This window comes from Limimaricola hongkongensis DSM 17492 (assembly GCF_000600975.2).
GTDB classification, from domain to species: Bacteria; Pseudomonadota; Alphaproteobacteria; order Rhodobacterales; family Rhodobacteraceae; genus Limimaricola; species Limimaricola hongkongensis.
On record NZ_KK088650.1, the window covers coordinates 273,877 to 291,953 of the forward strand.

The 18,077-nt window shown below is 68.5% G+C and carries 19 protein-coding genes; 11 read left to right on the forward strand and 8 right to left on the reverse strand.

Annotated features, from left to right (window positions below; all coding sequences use genetic code 11):
• Positions 1–42 precede the first annotated feature (42 nt).
• The 3 genes from lpdA (at position 43) to uvrA (ending at position 4,936) form a co-directional block, all read left to right on the forward strand.
• Positions 43–1,437 carry a dihydrolipoyl dehydrogenase gene (gene lpdA, locus LOKHON_RS05970; protein ID WP_017928349.1) on the forward strand — a complete coding sequence of 465 codons (1,395 nt, stop codon included), beginning with the start codon at positions 43–45 and terminating at the stop codon, positions 1,435–1,437.
• Positions 1,438–1,542: 105 nt separating this feature from the next.
• Positions 1,543–1,896, forward strand: coding sequence for a peptidoglycan-binding domain-containing protein (locus LOKHON_RS05975; RefSeq protein WP_162561760.1), 354 nt, complete (start codon positions 1,543–1,545; stop codon positions 1,894–1,896).
• Between the two features lie 169 nt (positions 1,897–2,065).
• Complete coding sequence (uvrA, locus tag LOKHON_RS05980; RefSeq protein ID WP_017928351.1) at positions 2,066–4,936, forward strand: excinuclease ABC subunit UvrA; 2,871 nt, start codon at positions 2,066–2,068, stop codon at positions 4,934–4,936.
• Positions 4,937–5,008: 72 nt separating this feature from the next.
• Here uvrA and LOKHON_RS05985 read toward each other — a convergent pair whose 3' ends face one another.
• The 4 genes from LOKHON_RS05985 to LOKHON_RS06000 form a co-directional block, all read right to left on the reverse strand.
• Positions 5,009–5,290, reverse strand: a complete 282-nt coding sequence (locus LOKHON_RS05985) for a hypothetical protein (RefSeq protein WP_162561761.1) — start codon at positions 5,288–5,290, stop codon at positions 5,009–5,011.
• Positions 5,291–5,300: 10 nt separating this feature from the next.
• A complete protein-coding gene (locus tag LOKHON_RS05990) occupies positions 5,301–5,648 on the reverse strand; it encodes a hypothetical protein (protein ID WP_036082392.1) in 348 nt (115 codons plus the stop codon).
• 170 nt (positions 5,649–5,818) lie between these two features.
• Entirely contained in the window at positions 5,819–6,073 is a 255-nt protein-coding gene (locus tag LOKHON_RS05995; RefSeq protein WP_036082395.1) for a cupredoxin domain-containing protein, read from the reverse strand.
• A gap of 234 nt (positions 6,074–6,307) precedes the next feature.
• Positions 6,308–7,807 carry a CoA-acylating methylmalonate-semialdehyde dehydrogenase gene (locus LOKHON_RS06000; RefSeq protein ID WP_017928354.1) on the reverse strand — a complete coding sequence of 500 codons (1,500 nt, stop codon included), beginning with the start codon at positions 7,805–7,807 and terminating at the stop codon, positions 6,308–6,310.
• 119 nt (positions 7,808–7,926) lie between these two features.
• On the opposite strand from LOKHON_RS06000, the gene LOKHON_RS06005 reads away from it, so the two are divergent.
• The 5 genes from LOKHON_RS06005 to LOKHON_RS06025 all read left to right on the forward strand — a co-directional run bounded on the left by LOKHON_RS06005 (position 7,927) and on the right by LOKHON_RS06025 (position 12,227).
• A complete protein-coding gene (locus LOKHON_RS06005) occupies positions 7,927–8,829 on the forward strand; it encodes a LysR family transcriptional regulator (protein WP_033315521.1) in 903 nt (300 codons plus the stop codon).
• A 44-nt stretch (positions 8,830–8,873) separates the two neighbouring features.
• Positions 8,874–9,308, forward strand: a complete 435-nt coding sequence (locus LOKHON_RS06010) for a CBS domain-containing protein (protein WP_017928356.1) — start codon at positions 8,874–8,876, stop codon at positions 9,306–9,308.
• Positions 9,309–9,404: 96 nt separating this feature from the next.
• Positions 9,405–9,899: a pantetheine-phosphate adenylyltransferase gene (gene coaD / locus LOKHON_RS06015; RefSeq protein WP_017928357.1), complete on the forward strand. Its 495-nt coding sequence runs from the start codon at positions 9,405–9,407 to the stop codon at positions 9,897–9,899.
• A 61-nt stretch (positions 9,900–9,960) separates the two neighbouring features.
• Positions 9,961–11,271: a L,D-transpeptidase family protein gene (locus LOKHON_RS06020; RefSeq protein WP_245631435.1), complete on the forward strand. Its 1,311-nt coding sequence runs from the start codon at positions 9,961–9,963 to the stop codon at positions 11,269–11,271.
• A complete protein-coding gene (locus LOKHON_RS06025; RefSeq protein WP_017928359.1) occupies positions 11,268–12,227 on the forward strand; it encodes an extensin-like domain-containing protein in 960 nt (319 codons plus the stop codon). Before LOKHON_RS06020 ends, LOKHON_RS06025 begins: the two co-directional genes overlap by 4 nt.
• 52 nt (positions 12,228–12,279) lie before the next feature.
• On the opposite strand, the gene gap is transcribed toward LOKHON_RS06025, so the two are convergent.
• Positions 12,280–13,284, reverse strand: coding sequence for a type I glyceraldehyde-3-phosphate dehydrogenase (gene gap / locus LOKHON_RS06030; protein WP_017928360.1), 1,005 nt, complete (start codon positions 13,282–13,284; stop codon positions 12,280–12,282).
• A 257-nt stretch (positions 13,285–13,541) separates the two neighbouring features.
• Between gap and LOKHON_RS06035 the strand changes: the two genes are divergently transcribed.
• The gene (locus LOKHON_RS06035) at positions 13,542–13,970 is read left to right on the forward strand and encodes a DoxX family protein (RefSeq protein ID WP_017928361.1); all 429 of its coding nucleotides are present in this window, start codon (positions 13,542–13,544) and stop codon (positions 13,968–13,970) included.
• 80 nt (positions 13,971–14,050) lie between these two features.
• Here LOKHON_RS06035 and tkt read toward each other — a convergent pair whose 3' ends face one another.
• Positions 14,051–16,066: a transketolase gene (gene tkt, locus LOKHON_RS06040; protein ID WP_017928362.1), complete on the reverse strand. Its 2,016-nt coding sequence runs from the start codon at positions 16,064–16,066 to the stop codon at positions 14,051–14,053.
• Between the two features lie 213 nt (positions 16,067–16,279).
• Here tkt and LOKHON_RS06045 point away from each other — a divergent pair, with 213 nt between their 5' ends.
• Positions 16,280–16,753: a hypothetical protein gene (locus LOKHON_RS06045; protein ID WP_033315524.1), complete on the forward strand. Its 474-nt coding sequence runs from the start codon at positions 16,280–16,282 to the stop codon at positions 16,751–16,753.
• Entirely contained in the window at positions 16,753–17,160 is a 408-nt protein-coding gene (locus tag LOKHON_RS06050) for a cell division protein ZapA (RefSeq protein ID WP_017928364.1), read from the forward strand. Before LOKHON_RS06045 ends, LOKHON_RS06050 begins: the two co-directional genes overlap by 1 nt.
• Before the next feature lie 7 nt (positions 17,161–17,167).
• Here LOKHON_RS06050 and LOKHON_RS06055 read toward each other — a convergent pair whose 3' ends face one another.
• Both LOKHON_RS06055 and grxD read right to left on the reverse strand, forming a co-directional pair.
• Positions 17,168–17,557 carry a hypothetical protein gene (locus LOKHON_RS06055; protein WP_017928365.1) on the reverse strand — a complete coding sequence of 130 codons (390 nt, stop codon included), beginning with the start codon at positions 17,555–17,557 and terminating at the stop codon, positions 17,168–17,170.
• 134 nt (positions 17,558–17,691) lie between these two features.
• Positions 17,692–18,075, reverse strand: a complete 384-nt coding sequence (grxD, locus tag LOKHON_RS06060; RefSeq protein ID WP_017928366.1) for a Grx4 family monothiol glutaredoxin — start codon at positions 18,073–18,075, stop codon at positions 17,692–17,694.
• Between the last annotated feature and the right edge of the window lie 2 nt (positions 18,076–18,077).

The following is an 18,077-nucleotide window of genomic DNA, read 5'->3' on the forward strand; positions in this document are numbered from 1 at the left end:
AGCGTCAAACCAATTTTCAGGGGACCACCAGGAGGGACACCTATGGCCGCCAAGAACTTCGACCTGATCGTGATCGGGGCCGGCCCCGGCGGCTATGTCGCCGCGATCCGCGCCGCCCAGCTGGGCCAGAAGGTCGTGATCGTCGAACGCGAAAATCTCGGCGGCATCTGCCTCAACTGGGGCTGCATCCCGACCAAGGCGATGCTGCGCACCTCCGAGGTGTTCCACCTGATGCACCGCGCCAAGGAGTTCGGGCTCAAGGCAGAGAACATCGGCTACGATCTCGACGCGGTGGTCAAGCGCTCGCGCGGGGTGGCCAAGCAGCTCTCCTCGGGCATCGGCCACCTGATGAAGAAGAACAAGATCGAGGTGGTGATGGGCGAAGCCACCATCCCCGCCAAGGGCAAGGTCACGGTCAAGACCGAGAAGGGCTCCGAGGAGCTGACCGCCAAGAACATCGTGCTCGCCACCGGCGCGCGCGCGCGCGACCTGCCGGGGCTCGAGGCCGATGGCGATCTGGTCTGGTCCTACCGCCACGCGCTGGTGCCGCCGCGCATGCCCAAGAAGCTGCTGGTGATCGGCTCGGGCGCGATCGGCATCGAGTTCGCGAGCTTCTACAACACGCTCGGCGCCGAAACGACGGTGGTCGAGGTGATGGACCGGATCCTGCCGGTCGAAGACGCCGAGATCTCGGGCTTCGCCAAGAAGCAGTTCGTCAAGCAGGGCATGAAAATCATGGAAAAATCCGTGGTCAAGCAGCTCGATCGCGGCAAGGGCAAGGTGACCGCCCATATCGAAAGCAAGGGCAAGGTTGAGACGCAGGAGTTCGACACGGTGATCTCGGCGGTCGGCATCGTCGGCAACACCGAAGGGCTCGGGCTCGAAGAGCTGGGCGTCAAGATCGACCGCACCCATGTCATCACCGATGAATACTGCCGCACCGGGGTCGAGGGGCTCTATGCCATCGGCGACATCGCCGGCGCGCCGTGGCTGGCGCACAAGGCGTCGCATGAAGGCGTCATGGTGGCCGAGCTGATCGCCGGCGAAAAGCCGCACCCGGTGAAACCCGAAAGCATCGCGGGCTGCACCTATTGCCAGCCGCAGGTGGCGTCGGTCGGCTATTCCGAGGCCAAGGCCAAGGAGCTGGGCTTTGATGTCAAGGTCGGCCGCTTCCCGTTCATCGGCAATGGCAAGGCGATCGCGCTGGGCGAGGCCGAGGGCATGGTCAAGACCGTGTTCGATGCCAAAACAGGCGAGCTTCTGGGCGCCCACATGGTCGGCGCCGAGGTGACCGAGCTGATCCAAGGCTATGTCGTGGGCCGCACGCTCGAGACCACGGAAAAAGAGCTGATGGAGACGGTGTTCCCGCATCCGACGCTCTCCGAGATGATGCATGAAAGCGTGCTCGACGCTTACGGTCGCGCGCTCCATTACTGAGCCCCGCCGCCGCGCAAGGTGACGAACGCCCCCCGGTCCGAGCGGCCGGGGGGTTTTCATGTTAGGATGCAGCCTCGGGAAGTTGTTTTCGGTAAGGGGTGCATCATGCGTATTTCAATTCTCTGCCTTGCCGCGGGGCTGGCCATGTCCGTGGCACCCGCGCAGGCCATGCTGCCGGATCGCGACGAGACCCTCGAAATCCAGCTGCTGCTGCGGCATCTGGGCTATGATCCGGGCGCGCTCGACGGCTTGCACGGGCCGCACCTGTCGCACGCCATCAGCGGCTTCGAAGCCGATCAGGGCCTGCCTGTGACCGGGCAGGCCGACATGGCGCTCAATGCACGGCTGCACGATCTGATCGCCGCCGGGCCGTCTCGGGCGCTTCTGGCGGCCACCGCGCCGCCCCGTCGCGGCTTCTGGCAACGCCACGCCTGGCCCGCGCGGATGGGCGGGCTCTGAACCCGGCCTGACCGGCGCCCCGGCGCCGTGCCGCATCCCGGCCCGCACCGGCGCCGGGATGCGGCATTTCGCGCAGCCCTGCCATGTGTTACTATTTTGTTCTCATTTCGCGGTTGGAGATCGGGTGGCTTGGCCCTATCTTCCGGGCTGGACATTGGTGGGGACCTGCATGCCGGAACTGAAGCATATCGAGGTGCGTGGCGCGCGCGAGCACAACCTCAAGAACATCGACGTGGACATCCCGCGCGACGAGCTTGTCGTGATCACGGGGCTTTCGGGCTCGGGCAAGTCTTCGCTGGCCTTCGACACGATCTATGCCGAAGGCCAGCGCCGCTATGTCGAGAGCCTCTCGGCCTATGCGCGGCAGTTCCTCGACATGATGGAAAAGCCCGATGTCGATCATATCTCGGGGCTGAGCCCCGCGATCTCGATCGAGCAGAAGACGACGTCGAAGAACCCGCGCTCCACGGTCGGCACCGTCACCGAGATCTACGATTACATGCGGCTTCTGTTCGCCCGCGTCGGCACGCCGTACTCCCCCGCCACCGGCCAGCCGATCGAGGCGCAGCAGGTGCAGGACATGGTCGACCGGGTCATGGCGATGGAGGAGGGCACGCGCGGCTACCTGCTCGCGCCTATCGTCCGCGACCGCAAGGGCGAGTACAAGAAGGAGTTCATCGAGCTTCGCAAGCAGGGCTTCCAGCGGATCAAGGTGAACGGCGAATTCCACGAGCTGGAGACCCCGCCGACGCTCGACAAGAAGTTCCGCCACGACATCGACGTGGTGGTCGACCGGATCGTGGTGCGCGAGGGGCTGGAGACGCGGCTCGCGGACAGCTTTCGCACCGCGCTCGATCTCGCCGACGGCATCGCCATTCTCGAAACCGCGCCGAAGGAGGGCGAGCCCGAGCGGATCACCTTTTCGGAGAAATTCGCCTGTCCCGTCTCGGGCTTCACCATCCCCGAGATCGAGCCGCGGCTGTTTTCGTTCAACGCGCCCTTCGGGGCTTGCCCGAAATGCGACGGTCTCGGGGTCGAGCTGTTCTTCGACGAACGCCTCGTGGTGCCGGACGTCACGCTGAAGGTCGCCGACGGCGCCATCGCGCCGTGGCGCAAGGGCAAGACGCCCTATTTCCTGCAGACCATCGAAGCGATTTCCAAGCATTACGGCGTCTTCAAGACCGCCCGCTGGAAGGATCTGCCCGAAAAGGTGCGCGAGGTGTTCCTGCGCGGCTCGGGCGAGGAAGAGATCGCGTTCCGCTACGATGATGGCGGCCGGGTCTACAAGGTGTCGCGCCCGTTCGAGGGCGTGATCCCCAATCTCGAACGCCGCTACCGCGAGACCGACAGCGCCTGGGTCCGCGAGGAGATGGAGCAGTACCAGAACAACCGCGCCTGCGGCAGCTGCCACGGCTACCGGCTGCGCGAAGAGGCGTTGGCGGTGAAGATCGGGCCGCGCGACGATCTGCGCCATGTCGGCCAAGTGGTGAAGATGTCGATCAAGGAGGCCTTCGACTGGTGCGAGACGGTGCCCGCCGCGCTCACCAACCAGAAGAACGAGATCGCCCGCGCCATCCTCAAGGAAATCCGCGAGCGGCTCGGCTTTCTCAACAATGTCGGTCTCGAATACCTGACCCTGTCGCGCAATGCCGGGACGCTGTCGGGCGGCGAAAGCCAGCGGATCCGGCTGGCGAGCCAGATCGGCTCGGGGCTGACCGGCGTGCTCTACGTGCTCGACGAGCCGTCGATCGGCCTGCACCAGCGCGACAATGACCGGCTGCTGACCACGCTCAAGAACCTGCGCGATCAGGGCAACACTGTGATCGTGGTCGAGCATGACGAGGAGGCGATCCGCGAGGCGGATTACGTCTTCGACATGGGGCCGGGCGCGGGCGTGCATGGCGGTGCGGTGGTCGCGCGCGGCACGCCCGCCGAGATCATGGCCAACCCGGACTCGGTCACCGGCCAGTATCTCGTCGGCACCCGCGAGATCGCGGTCCCGTCGGAGCGGCGCGAGGGCAACGGCAAGGCGCTGACCGTGGTGAAGGCCACCGGCAACAACCTGCAGGAGCTGACGGTCGACTACCCCCTGGGCAAGTTCGTGGCCGTGACCGGCGTGTCGGGCGGCGGCAAGTCGACGCTCACCATCGAGACGCTCTACAAGAACGCCGCGATGAAGCTCAACGGCGCGCGGCAGGCGCCGGCACCTTGCGAGACCATCAAGGGCTTCGAGCATCTCGACAAGGTCATCGACATCGACCAGCGCCCGATCGGCCGCACGCCGCGCTCGAACCCCGCGACCTATACCGGCGCCTTTACCCCGATCCGCGACTGGTTCGCCGGGCTGCCCGAGGCCAAGGCGCGCGGCTACAAGCCGGGGCGGTTTTCGTTCAACGTCAAGGGCGGGCGCTGCGAGGCCTGTCAGGGCGACGGCGTCATCAAGATCGAGATGCACTTCCTGCCCGACGTCTACGTCACCTGCGAGACCTGCAAGGGCGCGCGCTACAACCGCGAGACGCTCGAAGTGCAGTTCAAGGGCAAGAGCATCGCCGACGTGCTCGACATGACGGTCGAGGACGCGCAGGCGTTCTTCTCCGCCGTACCCTCGATCCGCGAGAAGATGGACGCGCTGTGCCGCGTCGGCCTTGGCTACATCAAGGTCGGCCAGCAGGCGACGACGCTTTCGGGCGGCGAGGCGCAGCGGGTGAAGCTTTCCAAGGAGCTGGCGCGTCGCTCCACGGGGCGCACGCTCTACATCCTCGACGAGCCGACCACCGGCCTGCATTTCGAGGATGTGAGGAAGCTTCTGGAGGTGCTGCACGAGCTGGTGGAGGCGGGCAACACGGTGGTGGTGATCGAGCACAATCTCGACGTGGTGAAGACCGCCGACTGGATCATCGACATCGGCCCCGAGGGCGGCGATGGCGGCGGCACGCTGGTCGCGACCGGCACGCCCGAACAGGTGGCCGAGGTCGCGGCGAGCCATACCGGCCATTACCTCAAGCCGATGCTGAAGCCGCGCAAGATCGCCGCCGAGTGATCGGGGCGCGCCGCGGACGAAAAAGGGCCGCCCTTCGGGGCGGCCCTTGTCATGCGGGTTTCGCGGTCGGGTTCAATAGCCGGTCTGGCCGTTGAACAGCGCCGGATCGCCATCGCGCCGGGCCGGGGCGGCCTCGGCCAGCACCGGCTGGCCGGGGTCGGCGTCCGGGGTGGCGATGCCGCTTTCGGCCTGCACGATCTGCGGTTCGGTGCTGGCCAAGGTCGCGGAGCTGGCCGTTGCGGGGGCCGCCGTGCTGGTCACGCGGCGGGCCACCGGGCTGGTGTCGGGCGCGGTTTCAGGCGTGGTGTCGAGCGCCGAGGTCTCGATCCGGGCGCCGTCCTGCACGGTCGTCACGGGCGGCGTCTCAATGCCCTGGGCGGTCTCGAACGCCACGGGGCGAAGCTTGGGACGCTCGGCCACGCGCAGCGGTGCATGCGGACGGGGCCGGGGTGGCCTGTGCCGTCGGGCGCGCGGCGGCACCGCCGGTCGCCGCGGCGGCCACGGTGCTGAGCGACACCGGCACCCCGGCCCGGCGGGCGGCCTTGCGCAGCTTTCTCTCGGCCTTGTGCACCTCCTTGGCATCGCCGGAGATCGCCGCGCCCAGCATCTGCATCACCGCGCCGCCCTGTCCCCCGAGCCGGGGCTCGGCCTGAAGGGCGAAAGGGGCGGTGGCGATGGTCAGCGCGGTGCCGAGGCCGATGATCGTTTTCATGAAATCGTCTCCTGAGCCGGATTTGCCGCGTCAACGGGCCCGGATGCGGCGGCGTTCCCTGCTGGGCGATCACGTCGGCGAAACCCCGCGCGCCACCGCCGCGGGGCGGGCCAGCCGGGGGCGACGACAGGGCCGGAGGATGAAGACGGAACCGGGGCGCGCGACAACCGTCAGGCGACGGTGATCATGCCGCGCATTCGCGGGTGGAACGCGCATAGGTAGGGGTAGCTGCCGCGTGCCGAAAAACTCAACCGCACCGACTGATTGTTGCCCAGCCGCCCGCTGTCGAACAGCCCGCTCTCCGAGGTGGCGGTGTGCGGGGCGCTGTCGCGGTTGGTGAAAACCACCGTGTCGCCCGGCGCGATAGTGATCTGCGCGGGCACGAAGGCAAAGCCGCGGATCTCGATGGCGTGGAGCTGTCCCATGGCGGGACGCGCCCCCCGGCGCGGCGGGGGGCGGGGGGCGAAACGGCGGCGCCGCCGCCGCCCGCCCGTGCGGCAAACGCCATCAGAGGCAGGGCGGCAGCGGCGGCAAGGCCGCGCAGGATCAGGTCACGACGCGTCGGCATGGCGGGATCTCCGGGCGCAAAATGCGCGATGGGGACAGCGTCCCGCGGACGCCGCCCCCTGTCGAGCCACATCGCCGTGAGGCGTCAGGCGTCAGTCCATCGGTTTGAAGTTGAACTCGCCGCCATCCTTGATGCCCGACGGCCAGCGGGCGGTGACGGTCTTGGTCTTGGTATAGAACTTGAAGCTGTCGGTGCCGTGCTGGTTCAGGTCGCCGAAGGCCGATTTCTTCCAGCCGCCAAAGCTGTGATAGGCCAGCGGCACCGGGATCGGCACGTTGATGCCCACCATGCCGACATTCACCCGGTTGGCGAAATCGCGCGCCGCGTCGCCGTCGCGGGTGAAGATCGCGGTGCCGTTGCCCATTTCGTGATCCATGGCGAGCTTGAGCGCCTCTTCGTAGGAGGCCGCGCGCACGGTGGACAGGACGGGGCCGAAGATCTCCTTGCGGTAGATGTCCATGTCCGGCGTCACGCGGTCGAACAGATGCGCGCCGACGAAGAAGCCCTCTTCGTAGCCCTGCAGCCGGAAATCGCGCCCGTCGACCACCAGCTCGGCGCCCGCATCGACGCCCGACTGCACGAGGTTCAGGATGTTCTCCTTGGCCGCCGCCGTCACGACGGGTCCGAAATCCACGTCGTCGCCCGAGGTATAGGGCCCGACCTTGAGGCTTTCGATCCGCGGCTTGAGCGCGGCGATCAGCCGGTCCGCCGTCTCCTCGCCCACCGGCACCGCGACCGAGATCGCCATGCAGCGTTCGCCCGCGGCCCCGTAGCCCGCGCCGACCAGCGCGTCGGCGGCCTGCTCCATGTCGGCATCGGGCATGACGATCATGTGGTTCTTGGCGCCGCCGAAGCACTGCACGCGTTTGCCATGCGCGCAGCCCTTGCCATAGATGTACTCGGCGATCGGGGTGGAGCCGACGAAGCCGATCGAGGCGATGCCCTCATGCTCGAGGATCGCGTCCACCGCTTCCTTGTCGCCGTTGACGACCTGCAGGATGCCCTTGGGCAGCCCGGCTTCGAGCATCAGCTCGGCCAGCATCAAGGGCACCGAGGGCGCGCGCTCGGAGGGCTTGAGGATGAAAGCGTTGCCGCAGGCGATGGCGGGCGCGAACATCCACATCGGGATCATGGCCGGGAAGTTGAACGGGGTGATCCCCGCCGAAACGCCAAGCGGCTGGCGCATCGAATACATGTCGATGCCCGGACCCGCGCCGTCGGTGTATTCGCCCTTCAGAAGATGCGGCGCGCCGACGCAGAACTCGACCACCTCGAGCCCGCGCTGCACGTCGCCCTTGGCGTCGGGGAGCGTCTTGCCGTGCTCGCGCGACAGCGCCTCGGCCAGCTTGTCCATGTCGCGGTTCAGAAGCCGCACGAATTCCATCATCACCCGCGCCCGGCGCTGCGGGTTGGTCGCGGCCCATTTCGGCTGCGCGGCCTGCGCGATCTCGACCGCGTGGTCGATCTCGGCGCGCGAGGCGAGCGGGGCGCGCGCCTGCACCTCGCCGGTGGCGGGGTTGTAGACGTCCGAGAAGCGGCCCGAGCCGCCCTGCACGTGGTCGCCATCGATGTAATGCGTCAGGTCCTGCATGTCCGGTCCTCCCGAGAACGGTGTCTGTCGATCCCGAAGATAGTCTTGCACAAATGGCGGTAAAAGACACAGGGTATCAAAATGGTTTTGCATTTTTGCAATATGACGGGGGCGGGATCATCGAGAACTGGGACGATATTCGGGTGTTTCTCGCGGTGGCGCGGGCCGAGAGCCTGTCGGGGGCCGCGCCGGGGCTGCGCATGGATCCCGCGACGCTGGGCCGGCGCATCGCGCGGCTCGAAGAGCGGCTCGGCACGGCATTGTTCGTGAAAAGCCCGCAGGGCTACGCCTTGACCGCGCGGGGTGAGCGGCTGCAGGCGCATGCGGCCCGCGCCGAAGCGGCGCTGGCGCTGGCGGGCGAGGCGGGCGGGCCGGATCGCGGGCTGTCGGGACAGATCCGCATCGGCGCGCCCGATGGCTGCGCCAATTTCATCCTGCCGCAAGTCTGCGCCTCCATCCAGGCCGCGAACCCGGATCTCGAATTGCAGATCCTCGCTTTGCCGCGCGTGGTGAACCTCTCCAAGCGCGAGGCCGACATGGCCGTCACCGTCAGCCCGCCGGAGGCGGGGCGGCTCACGGTGCAGAAGATCACCGATTACCGGCTCAGCCTCGCGCAGCGGGCCGACGCGCCGGTGCCCGGCGGCCTGTCGGATCTGAAGCGCCCCCTCGTCGGCTACATTCCCGACATGATCTTCGACCGGGAACTCGATTACCTCGGGGCCTTGGGGGCCAAGGGCGTGCCGCTGGCGTCGAACTCGGTCTCCGTGCAGCTGCAGATGCTGCGCCATGCGGGCATCGGCATCGTGCATGATTTCGCGCTGCCCTTCGCGCCCGAATTGCGGCGCGTGCTGGAGCACGAGCTGCGGCTCACCCGCGCCTTCTGGCTGGTGCGCCACGCCGCCGACCGCCGATCGGCCCGGCTGACGCGTTTCGCGGCGGCGCTGGCGGCGGGGGTGCGGGCCGAGGTGGCGCGGCTCGAGGCGGAATGCTTGACAGCGGCCCGCGCCCGGCGCGACGGTTGACGCATGGCCCCCGGCCAGCGGGGGCGCCAGCCAAGGAGTGCGCCATGCTCGTGCAACAGATCCTGAAATCCAAGGCCAGCGACGCGGTCGCCACCGTCGCGCCCGACACCACCGTGGCCGAGGCCGCGCGGCAGCTGTCGGAAAAGCGCATCGGCGCGCTGGTGGTCTCTCAGGACGGAAAGCGCGCGCTTGGCATTCTCTCCGAACGCGACATCGTGCGCGAGATCGGGCGACGCGGCACCGAGTGCCTGACCGAGAAGGTGTCCGAGATGATGACCGCCGACCCGGTGACCTGCCACCGCGACGAGGTGGCCGATCTGGTGCTGGGCCGCATGACCGAGGGCCGGTTCCGCCACATCCCCGTGGTCGATGGCGAGGAGATGGTCGGGCTCATCTCGATCGGCGACGTGGTCAAGGCGCGGCTGTCGGAATTGTCGATGGAAAAGGACGCGCTCGAAGGGATGATCATGGGGCACTGATCCCTTGCGCGCACACGACACCATGCCGGGCCGGGCCCTTGCATCCCGGCCCGGCATGGTGTCGTGTGCGCGCGCAACATGCGGCGGGGAGGCGTCATGCGCATCGGTCTTTATCCCGGAACCTTCGATCCGGTCACTCTGGGGCATACCGACATCATCCGCCGGGCCTGCACCCTGGTCGACAGGCTGGTGATCGGCGTGGCGATCAACCGTGACAAGGGCCCCTTGTTCTCGCTCGACGAGCGCGTGGCGATGATCGAGGCGGAGACCGCGCCGATTGCCGCCGCCTGCGGCTGCGAGATCGTCGTCCACCCCTTCGAGAACCTGCTGATCGACGCGGCCAATGATGTCGGCGCGCAGATGATCATCCGCGGCCTGCGCGCGGTGGCGGATTTCGAATACGAATACCAGATGGTCGGCATGAACCGGATGCTCGACAAGTCGGTCGAGACGGTGTTTCTGATGGCCGAGGCGCGGCATCAGGCGATCGCCTCCAAGCTGGTCAAGGAAATCGCCCGGCTCGGCGGCGACGTGTCCTCCTTCGTGCCGCCGGGGGTCGAGGACGCGCTGAAGCTGCGTTTGGGGCTCTAGGCGCGGACCCCGGGACGGGGCGGCGGCGTTGATCCGCGAACCGCCGCCCGAGGAGCCCGCGATGCGCCGAACCCTGTCCCTTGTTTCCCTTTCCGTCCTTGCCGCGACCGGGGCGTTGGCGCAGCAATCCGGCACGAGCGAAAGCGCCGCCGACATCGCCGCCGAAACGCGCGAGCTGCTGCAGGGAACGGGCGATGCCACGGCCAGCGGAACGACGGGGTCGCAGACCGTTCCGCAAAGCCCGCCGCAGGACGACGCCGGGGCCACCGCCGGATCGACCATCGGCACGGGCAGCGCGGCCCAGCCCGAAACGCTGCAGATGCTGGAGCAAAGCGGCGCGCGACCGGTCGAAACCCAGCAGGGCGGCGCGGCGTCGACCGGCGCCGATACCGGCAGCGCGGACGCCACCGCCACCACCACCACGCGCGGCGAAACCGGCGCCGTGCCAATGGCGTCCGGCTCCGCCGGCGGGCCGCCGACCCCGGAGCGGATCGAGGCGGCGACCTACGGGGGCGGGCCGCTGCCCGACGGGCAATCCGCGATCACCGCCAAGACGCAGATCCTGCTCGACCGGGCGGGGATTTCGCCCGGTATCATCGATGGCTGGAAGGGCGGCATGAGCGAAAGCGCCATTGCCGCCTTCGAAACCCGCGAAGGCTTTGCCGTGGACGGTCAGCTCGACCAACAGGTCTGGGACGCGCTCACCGCGACCCAGCCCGCGCCGATGCTGCAACGCTACACGATCACCCAAGAGGACGCCGCCGGGCTCAGCGCGCCGCTGCCCGACGATTACGCCAAGCTCGCCGAGCTGGACCGGCTCGGCTACACCAGCATCGCCGAAAAGCTGGCCGAGCGGTTTCACATGGATCAGGGCTTTCTCGAAACGCTCAACCCCGGCGCCGCGTGGCAGGCGGGCACCACCATCGCCGTCGTCGATCCCGGCCCGCGGCTGGAGACCAGGGTGGCGCGGATCGAGATCCGCAAGCCGTCGAGCCGTCTCGCGGGGTTCGACGCCGAAGGGCGCATGGTGCTGAACTACCCGGTGACGGTGGGCTCGGCCGCGACGCCGTCTCCCTCCGGCACGGTCGAGGTCGTGGCCGTGGCGCTTGATCCGACCTACAGCTACGACCCCGACAAGAATTTCCAGCAGGGCGACAATGACGAGTTCCTGCTGCTGCCGCCCGGCCCGAACGGCCCCGTGGGCTCGGTCTGGATCGACCTGTCGAAGCCGACCTACGGGCTGCACGGCACCTCCGACCCGGATTCGCTGTTCAAGGCGGCCAGCCATGGCTGCGTGCGGATGACCAACTGGGACGCCCAGGAGCTGGCGCATCTCGTGTCCGAGGGCGTGACTGTCGAGTTCGTGGAATGAGGCGCGCAGTCGCAGCAACGCTGGCCGCGCTGCTCGCCGCGCCGGTGATGGCGCAGCAGACGCCTCCGACGGAGGTGCCCCTGCCGCCCGAGCGCCCCGCCGACCTCGTGCCGCAATCCGCACCGGATGAGGGGCAGGAGGCCGAGACCGAGACAGGCGCGCCGGGGACCGTGCCGTCGCCCGAAGCGCGCCCCGACGCTCCCGGTTCCGCCGAGCAAGGCGGGGTGGACGCGGGTAAGGCGGGAGAGGATTTCTCCGAGACCGAGACCGAGACCGAGACCGAGACCGAGACCGAGACCGAGACCGAGACCGAGACCGAGACCGGGACCGGGACCGGGACGCCCGATGCCGGGCTGGCACGCGAGGCAGTGCCACCGATGCCCGAGCGGCTCGCCGTCACCGAACCCGAGCGCGAAGCCTGCATGGCGGAGCTGGACGCGCTCGGCGCGGTCTACGAGATCGGCGCGCCGGTGGAGGATCCCGATCAGGCCGATTGCGGCATCGCCCATCCCCTGACGCTGTCCGAGGTGCTGCCCGGCGTGGCGCTGACGCCACCGGCGCCGATGCGCTGCGAAACCGCGCTGGCGCTGGCGCGCTGGACCCGCGATTTCGGCCAGCCCGCAGCCGATCGGCTCGGGCGCGGCGCGCTGGTCGAGATCCGGCAGGGCACGGTCTACAACTGCCGCAGCCGCAGCTCGGACCCCGACACCATGTCCGAGCACGCCTTCGGCAACGCGGTCGACATAATGTCCTTCGGTTTCGCCGATGGCGACCCCGTGGCGGTCGAGCCGCGCGAGCGCGACGGCACCATGGCCGAGGCGTTCCAGGACGCGGTGCGCGCGAGCGCCTGTCTCGAATTCACCACCGTGCTCGGGCCGGGCTCCGACGCCGCCCATGCCGATCACCTGCATCTCGACGTGAAGTCGCGGCGCGGCGGCTTCCGGCTCTGCCAATGAAAAAGGCCGCCCCCGGGGGGGGCGGCCTTTCGCGTCTCTGCCTGCGGTCGGGTCAGCCCAGCTTGCCCATCGCCACGGCGGTGTCGGCCATGCGGTTGGAGAAGCCCCACTCGTTGTCGTACCAGGTCAGGATGCGGCACATGGTGCCTTCCATGACCTTGGTCTGGTCGGTGTGGAACACCGAGGAATGCGGGTCATGGTTGAAGTCCGAGCTGACCAGCGGCGCATCGGTGAAGCCGAGGATGCCCTTGAGCGGGCCGTCGCCGGCCGCCTTGCGGATCGTGTCGTTGATCTCGTCCACCGTGGTCTCGCGCGAGGCGATGAAGGTCAGGTCGACGACCGACACGTTCGGCGTGGGGACGCGGATCGCGACGCCGTCGAGCTTGCCGTTCAGCTCGGGCAGGGCGAGGCCGACGGCCTTGGCGGCGCCGGTCGAGGTCGGGATCATCGACAGCGCGGCGGCGCGGCCGCGGTAGAGATCCTTGTGCATCGTGTCCAGCGTCGGCTGGTCGCCGGTGTAGCTGTGGATCGTGGTCATGAAGCCTTTTTCGATGCCGATGGCATCGTTCAGGACCTTGGCCACCGGCGCGAGGCAGTTGGTGGTGCAGGACGCGTTCGACACGACCTTGTCCTCGGCGGTCAGGCTCTCGTGGTTGACGCCGTAGACGATGGTCTTCTCGGCGCCCGAGCAGGGCGCGGAGACGAGAACGCGCTTGGAGCCGTTCTCCAGATGCATCGCGGCCTTTTCGTGGCTGACGAAGATGCCGGTGCATTCGAGCGCCACGTCGACGTCGGACCAGGGCAGCTCCTTGGGATCGCGGATCGCGGTGACGCGGATCGGGCCGCGACCGACATCGATCGTGTCCTCGGTGGTGGTCACCTCGTGCGGGAAACGGCCATGCACGCTGTCATAGCGCAGCAGGTGGGCGTTGGTCTCGACCGGGCCGAGATCGTTTATGGCCACGACCTCGATATCGGTGCGGCCGGATTCGATGATGCCGCGCAGGACGTTGCGCCCGATGCGGCCGAAGCCGTTGATTGCTACCTTGACAGCCATGGGGATCTCCTCGGGAATTGCCGGGCTTGGGTTCGGCGCCAAGATCGGCATTTGTGGCGCGGCGTCAACCGAAGATCGGCCTGCGGCCCCCCTGTCACCGGCCTGTGAGCACCACCACCCGCGCCGCCACCCGTGCCAATGGGCGCGGTTTCGGCGCCGGGCGTCCGCCGACGCCCCCCAGCGCCCCCGCGCGGTAGTGGTCGGCAATCAAAGCCGCTAGGGTGAAACAGAACAGCAGGACGGCAAAGGAGACGCCCATGCTCGCGCGCCTGGATCGCGACCCCGCCGCAAGCCAGACCGCAAGGATCCGGGCGCCGCGCGCGGATGACTGGCTGCTGCTGGTCGGCCGCCTGCTTCTGGCGGGGCTGTTTCTCGGCGGTGCGGCGCAAAAGGCGTTCGATCCCGCGCAGGTGGCGGTCCTCTTGTCGGGCTGGCATCTTCCGGGGCTGCTGGTCTGGCCGGCGCTGGCCTACAACGCCGCCGCCGGGCTGGCGCTGGTGTTCGGCGCGGCGGTGCGGCCCGTGGCGCTGTCGCTGGCGCTCTACTGCGCCGTCACCTCGCTGTTCCATTTCCTGCCGGACGACCCGTGGCAGATGACGATCTTCGTCAAGAACTGGGCAATCGCCGGCGGCTGCCTCGCGCTGGCGGTGGCGGGGGCGGGCCGGATCGCGGTGCGGCTCAACTGATCGGATCGCCCCGAAACGCCGCATGCCACGAAAAAGGGCGGCCCGAAGGCCGCCCCCATGCGTTCGCGATGCGCCGCGGCTCAGAGCAGCGACTTCACCTTCTCGGCCACGGCCTCGGCCGTGATGCCGAACTTCTCGTAGAGCGTTTCGGCCGGGGCGGAGGCGCCGAAGCCCTCCATGCCGACGAAGCCCGCCTTGGCTTCGCGGCCACGCTCGCCCAGCAGCAGCCGGTCCCAGCTCTGGCGCACGCCCGCCTCGATGGCGACGCGGACCGGGCCCGCGGGCAGCACGCGCTTGCGGTAGGCTTCGTCCTGCGCGGCGAACAGCTCCATGCAGGGCACGGAGACGATCCGCACGCCGATGCCCTCGGCTTCGAGCATGTCGCGCGCCTTGACCGCGATCTCCACCTCGGAGCCCGACGCCATGAGGATCGCACGGCGCTTTTCGCCCGCTTCGCGCAGCACGTAGGCGCCTTGCTCGGTCAGGTTCTTGGTCTTGTGCTCGACGCGCACCGGCGCGAGGTTCTGGCGGCTCAGCGCCAGCACCGAGGGACGGTCGGTCGCGCTCAGCGCGATTTCCCAGGCCTCGGCGGTCTCGACCGTGTCGGCGGGGCGGAACACCAGCGTGTTGGGCGTGGCGCGCAGCATCGACAGGTGCTCCACCGGCTGGTGGGTCGGGCCGTCTTCACCCAGACCGATGCTGTCATGCGTCATCACGTAGATCACCGGCTGGTGCATCAGCGCCGACAGCCGCATGGCGCCGCGCGCGTAATCGGTGAAGGCCATGAAGGTGCCGCCATAGGGGCGCAGGCCGCCATGCAGCGCGATGCCGTTCATCGCCGCCGCCATGCCGTGCTCGCGGATGCCGTAATGGATGTAGCGGCCCGAACGGTCCTCGGGCGAGAACACGCCCATGTCGCCCGACTTGGTGTTGTTCGATCCGGTCAGGTCGGCCGAGCCGCCCACCGTTTCGGTCATCACCGGGTTGATGGCGTTGAGCACCATCTCCGAGGATTTGCGCGAGGCGACGGATTTGCCCTCTTCCACGGCCTGCTTCTTGAAGGCGCGGATCTTCGAGGCGAGCGCTTTCGGCGTCTCGCGGGCGAAGGCGCGCTCGAACTCGGCCTTCTTGCGGTCCGACAGCGCGTCGAAGCGCTCTTTCCACGCGGCGTGGGCCTGCGCGCCGCGCGCGCCCATCGCTTCCCATTGCGACTTGATGTCCGCCGGGATCTCGAACGGGCCGTGCTCCCAGCCATAGGCGGCCTTGGTGTCGGCGATCAGCTGGCCGTCGGTCAGCGCGCCGTGGCCCTTGGCGGTGTCCTGCGCCGAGGAGCCCAGCGCGATATGCGTCTTGCAGGCGATCATCGAGGGGCGGTCATCGGCCTTGGCGGCCTCGATCGCGGCGTCGATCGCCTCGGGGTCGTGGCCGTCGATGGACTGCACGTGCCAGCCCGAGGCCTCGAAACGCTTCACCTGGTCGGTGACGTCGGCGATGGAGACCTTGCCGTCGATGGTGATGCCGTTGTCGTCGAAGAACACGACGAGCTTGGAGAGCTTCTGCATGCCCGCCAGCGCGATCGCCTCCTGGCTCACGCCCTCCATCAGGCAGCCGTCGCCGGCCATGACCCAGGTGTGGTGATCGACGATCTTGGAGCCGTATTTCGCGCGCAGCATCTCTTCGGCGATGGCGAAGCCGACCGAGTTGGCGATGCCCTGGCCGAGCGGGCCGGTGGTGGTCTCGACCGCGTCGAGATACTCGCTCTCGGGGTGGCCGGCGGTCTTGGAACCCCACTGGCGGAAGTTCTTCAGCTCGTCGAGCGTGACCTCTTCGTAGCCGGTCAGGTGCAGCACCGAGTAGAGCAGCATCGAGCCGTGCCCGACCGACAGGATGAAGCGGTCGCGGTCGGCCCAGAGCGGCGCCTTGGGGTCGAATTTCACGTGCTTGTCGAACAGCACCGTCGCGACATCGGCCATGCCCATGGGCATGCCGGAATGGCCGGAATTGGCGGCGGCGACGGCGTCGAGGGTGAGCGTGCGGATGGCCGCGGCCTTGTTCCAGTGCTCGGGATGCTTGTCGCGCAGGGCGGCGATGTCCATGGGTGTCCTCCGGTTTGGCGTCGAAGCCGCGGCGCGGCCCCCGTGTCGCGCATGGTATTGACAGGGGGCGGGGACGAGTTCAAGCGCGCGGGCCGGGCCTGCGCGGTTTGCGGGCCGCCGGGGCGTGGTTTAGGTTTTTGCGAAGCCCTGTGCGATTCGGACGGTCCCACGCGCCGCCCGGCGCCGGAACAGGGCAGGGCAGGCAGGGGCATGATGACCGACATCACCGAATTGGAAAGCCGCCTTTCGGCGGCGCTGGACCGGATCGGCCAGGGGCTCGACCGCATCGAAAGCAGCCCGCGCGACGGCGGCGACGACGCGGCGGGGCTGGGTGCCGCGCTCGATGCGCAGCAGCAGGCCAATGCCGAGCTGGAAGACCGCCTCAAGGCGCTGCGCGACGAGCAGGACAACCGCCTCGCGGCCTTCGAGGCGCGGATCGAGGCGCAGAACGCCCAGATGGCGGATCTCGACGGGCAGCTGCAATCGCTGCGCCGCTCCAATGCCGAGCTGCGCGAGGTCGCGGGCGAGCTGCGCGACGCGATGGCGGCCGAGCTGGCCGACCCGACGCTGATCGACCGGGCCATGGCCGCCGAGCTGGACGCGCTGCGCGCCGAGCGCGACGCCGAGGTGGCCGAGCTGGACGCGGTGCTGTCCGAACTGAAACCGCTGGTCGAGGAGCGCGACTGATGCCGCAGGTTGAAATCACCATCGGCGGGCGGGAGTTCACCGTCGCCTGCCAGTCGGGCGAGGAGCCTTATCTCGAGGCCGCCGCGCGGCTGCTCGACGAAGAGGCCGCCAACCTCGCGCATCAATCCGGGCGCATGCCCGAGAGCAAGATGCTGCTGATGGCCGGGCTGATGCTCGCCGACCGGACGGCGGGGCTCGAGGACCGGCTGCGCCAGACCGAGAATTACGCCCGGCAGGTGGAAAAGCGGCTGAGCCAGACCGAGGCGGCGCTCAACAAGTCGCGCTCGGACCCCGAGAGGGTCGAGGTCGAGGTGCCGGTGATCCCGCACGGGCTGGTCGAGATGCTGGCCGAGATGACGGCGCGGGCCGAGGCGCTGGCCGAGCGGGTCGAGAAGGCGGGCGTCTGATCGGCGCCTAGCCCGCGCCTTCGTGCACCTCGATGTAGTCGGGCCGCCCGGCGCGGCCGATGACCCGGACCCAGACGTAATGCCCGCGCCCGCTGCGGATGTCGTCGAGGATATAGGCCGGCGCGCCCGGCCCGCGCGCGTAGAGATCGGGGATGCGCGCGCGCATGTCGCGCGAGGCGAACAGCCCGTCGCCCCCGTCGCCCTCGTCGCGCCGCCCGAAACGATGGAAGTTCGCGCGGTCCTGCTGAAGGATCGCGCCGATCCCGGAAAGACGGACCCCGCGCGAGTTCACCATGTCGTTGGGGGACAGCCATGCGGCGTAGGAGGTGATCACCTCCTGCGCCAGCGCGGGCGGCGCCAGCATCGCCAGCGCGGCGGCAAGGACCAGGGATTTCATCGCAACACCTCCACCAATCGAAAACCTGCGAGAAACTGTGCAGGCCGCGCCCGGTTGACGCAAGGGAAGGTTGCGCGCAAAGAAAAGGCCGCGATCGCGAGGATCGCGGCCTTCGAGGTCTCTCGCCGGGGGCGTCAGCCCTTGTTGGCTTCGCGGATCTTCTCGGCGGCGTCGCGGTCGAAGGCCACGCCGTTCTGCTCCAGCATCTGGTCCAGCTCACCCGACAGCGTCATCTCGGTGATGATGTCGCAGCCGCCGACGAACTCGCCCTTGACGTAGAGCTGCGGGATGGTCGGCCAGTCGGAGTAATCCTTGACGCCCTGGCGGATGTCGTTGTCCTCCAGCACGTTCACGTCCCGGAAGTCGAGGTTCATGAAGTTGAGCACGCCGGCGACGCGGCTGGAAAAGCCGCATTGCGGCATGGTCTTGGTGCCCTTCATGAAAAGCACGACGTCGTTCGACTTGACGATCTCGTCGATGCGGCTCTTGGCGTCGGTCGCGTTGTCCTGCGCGGTCATAG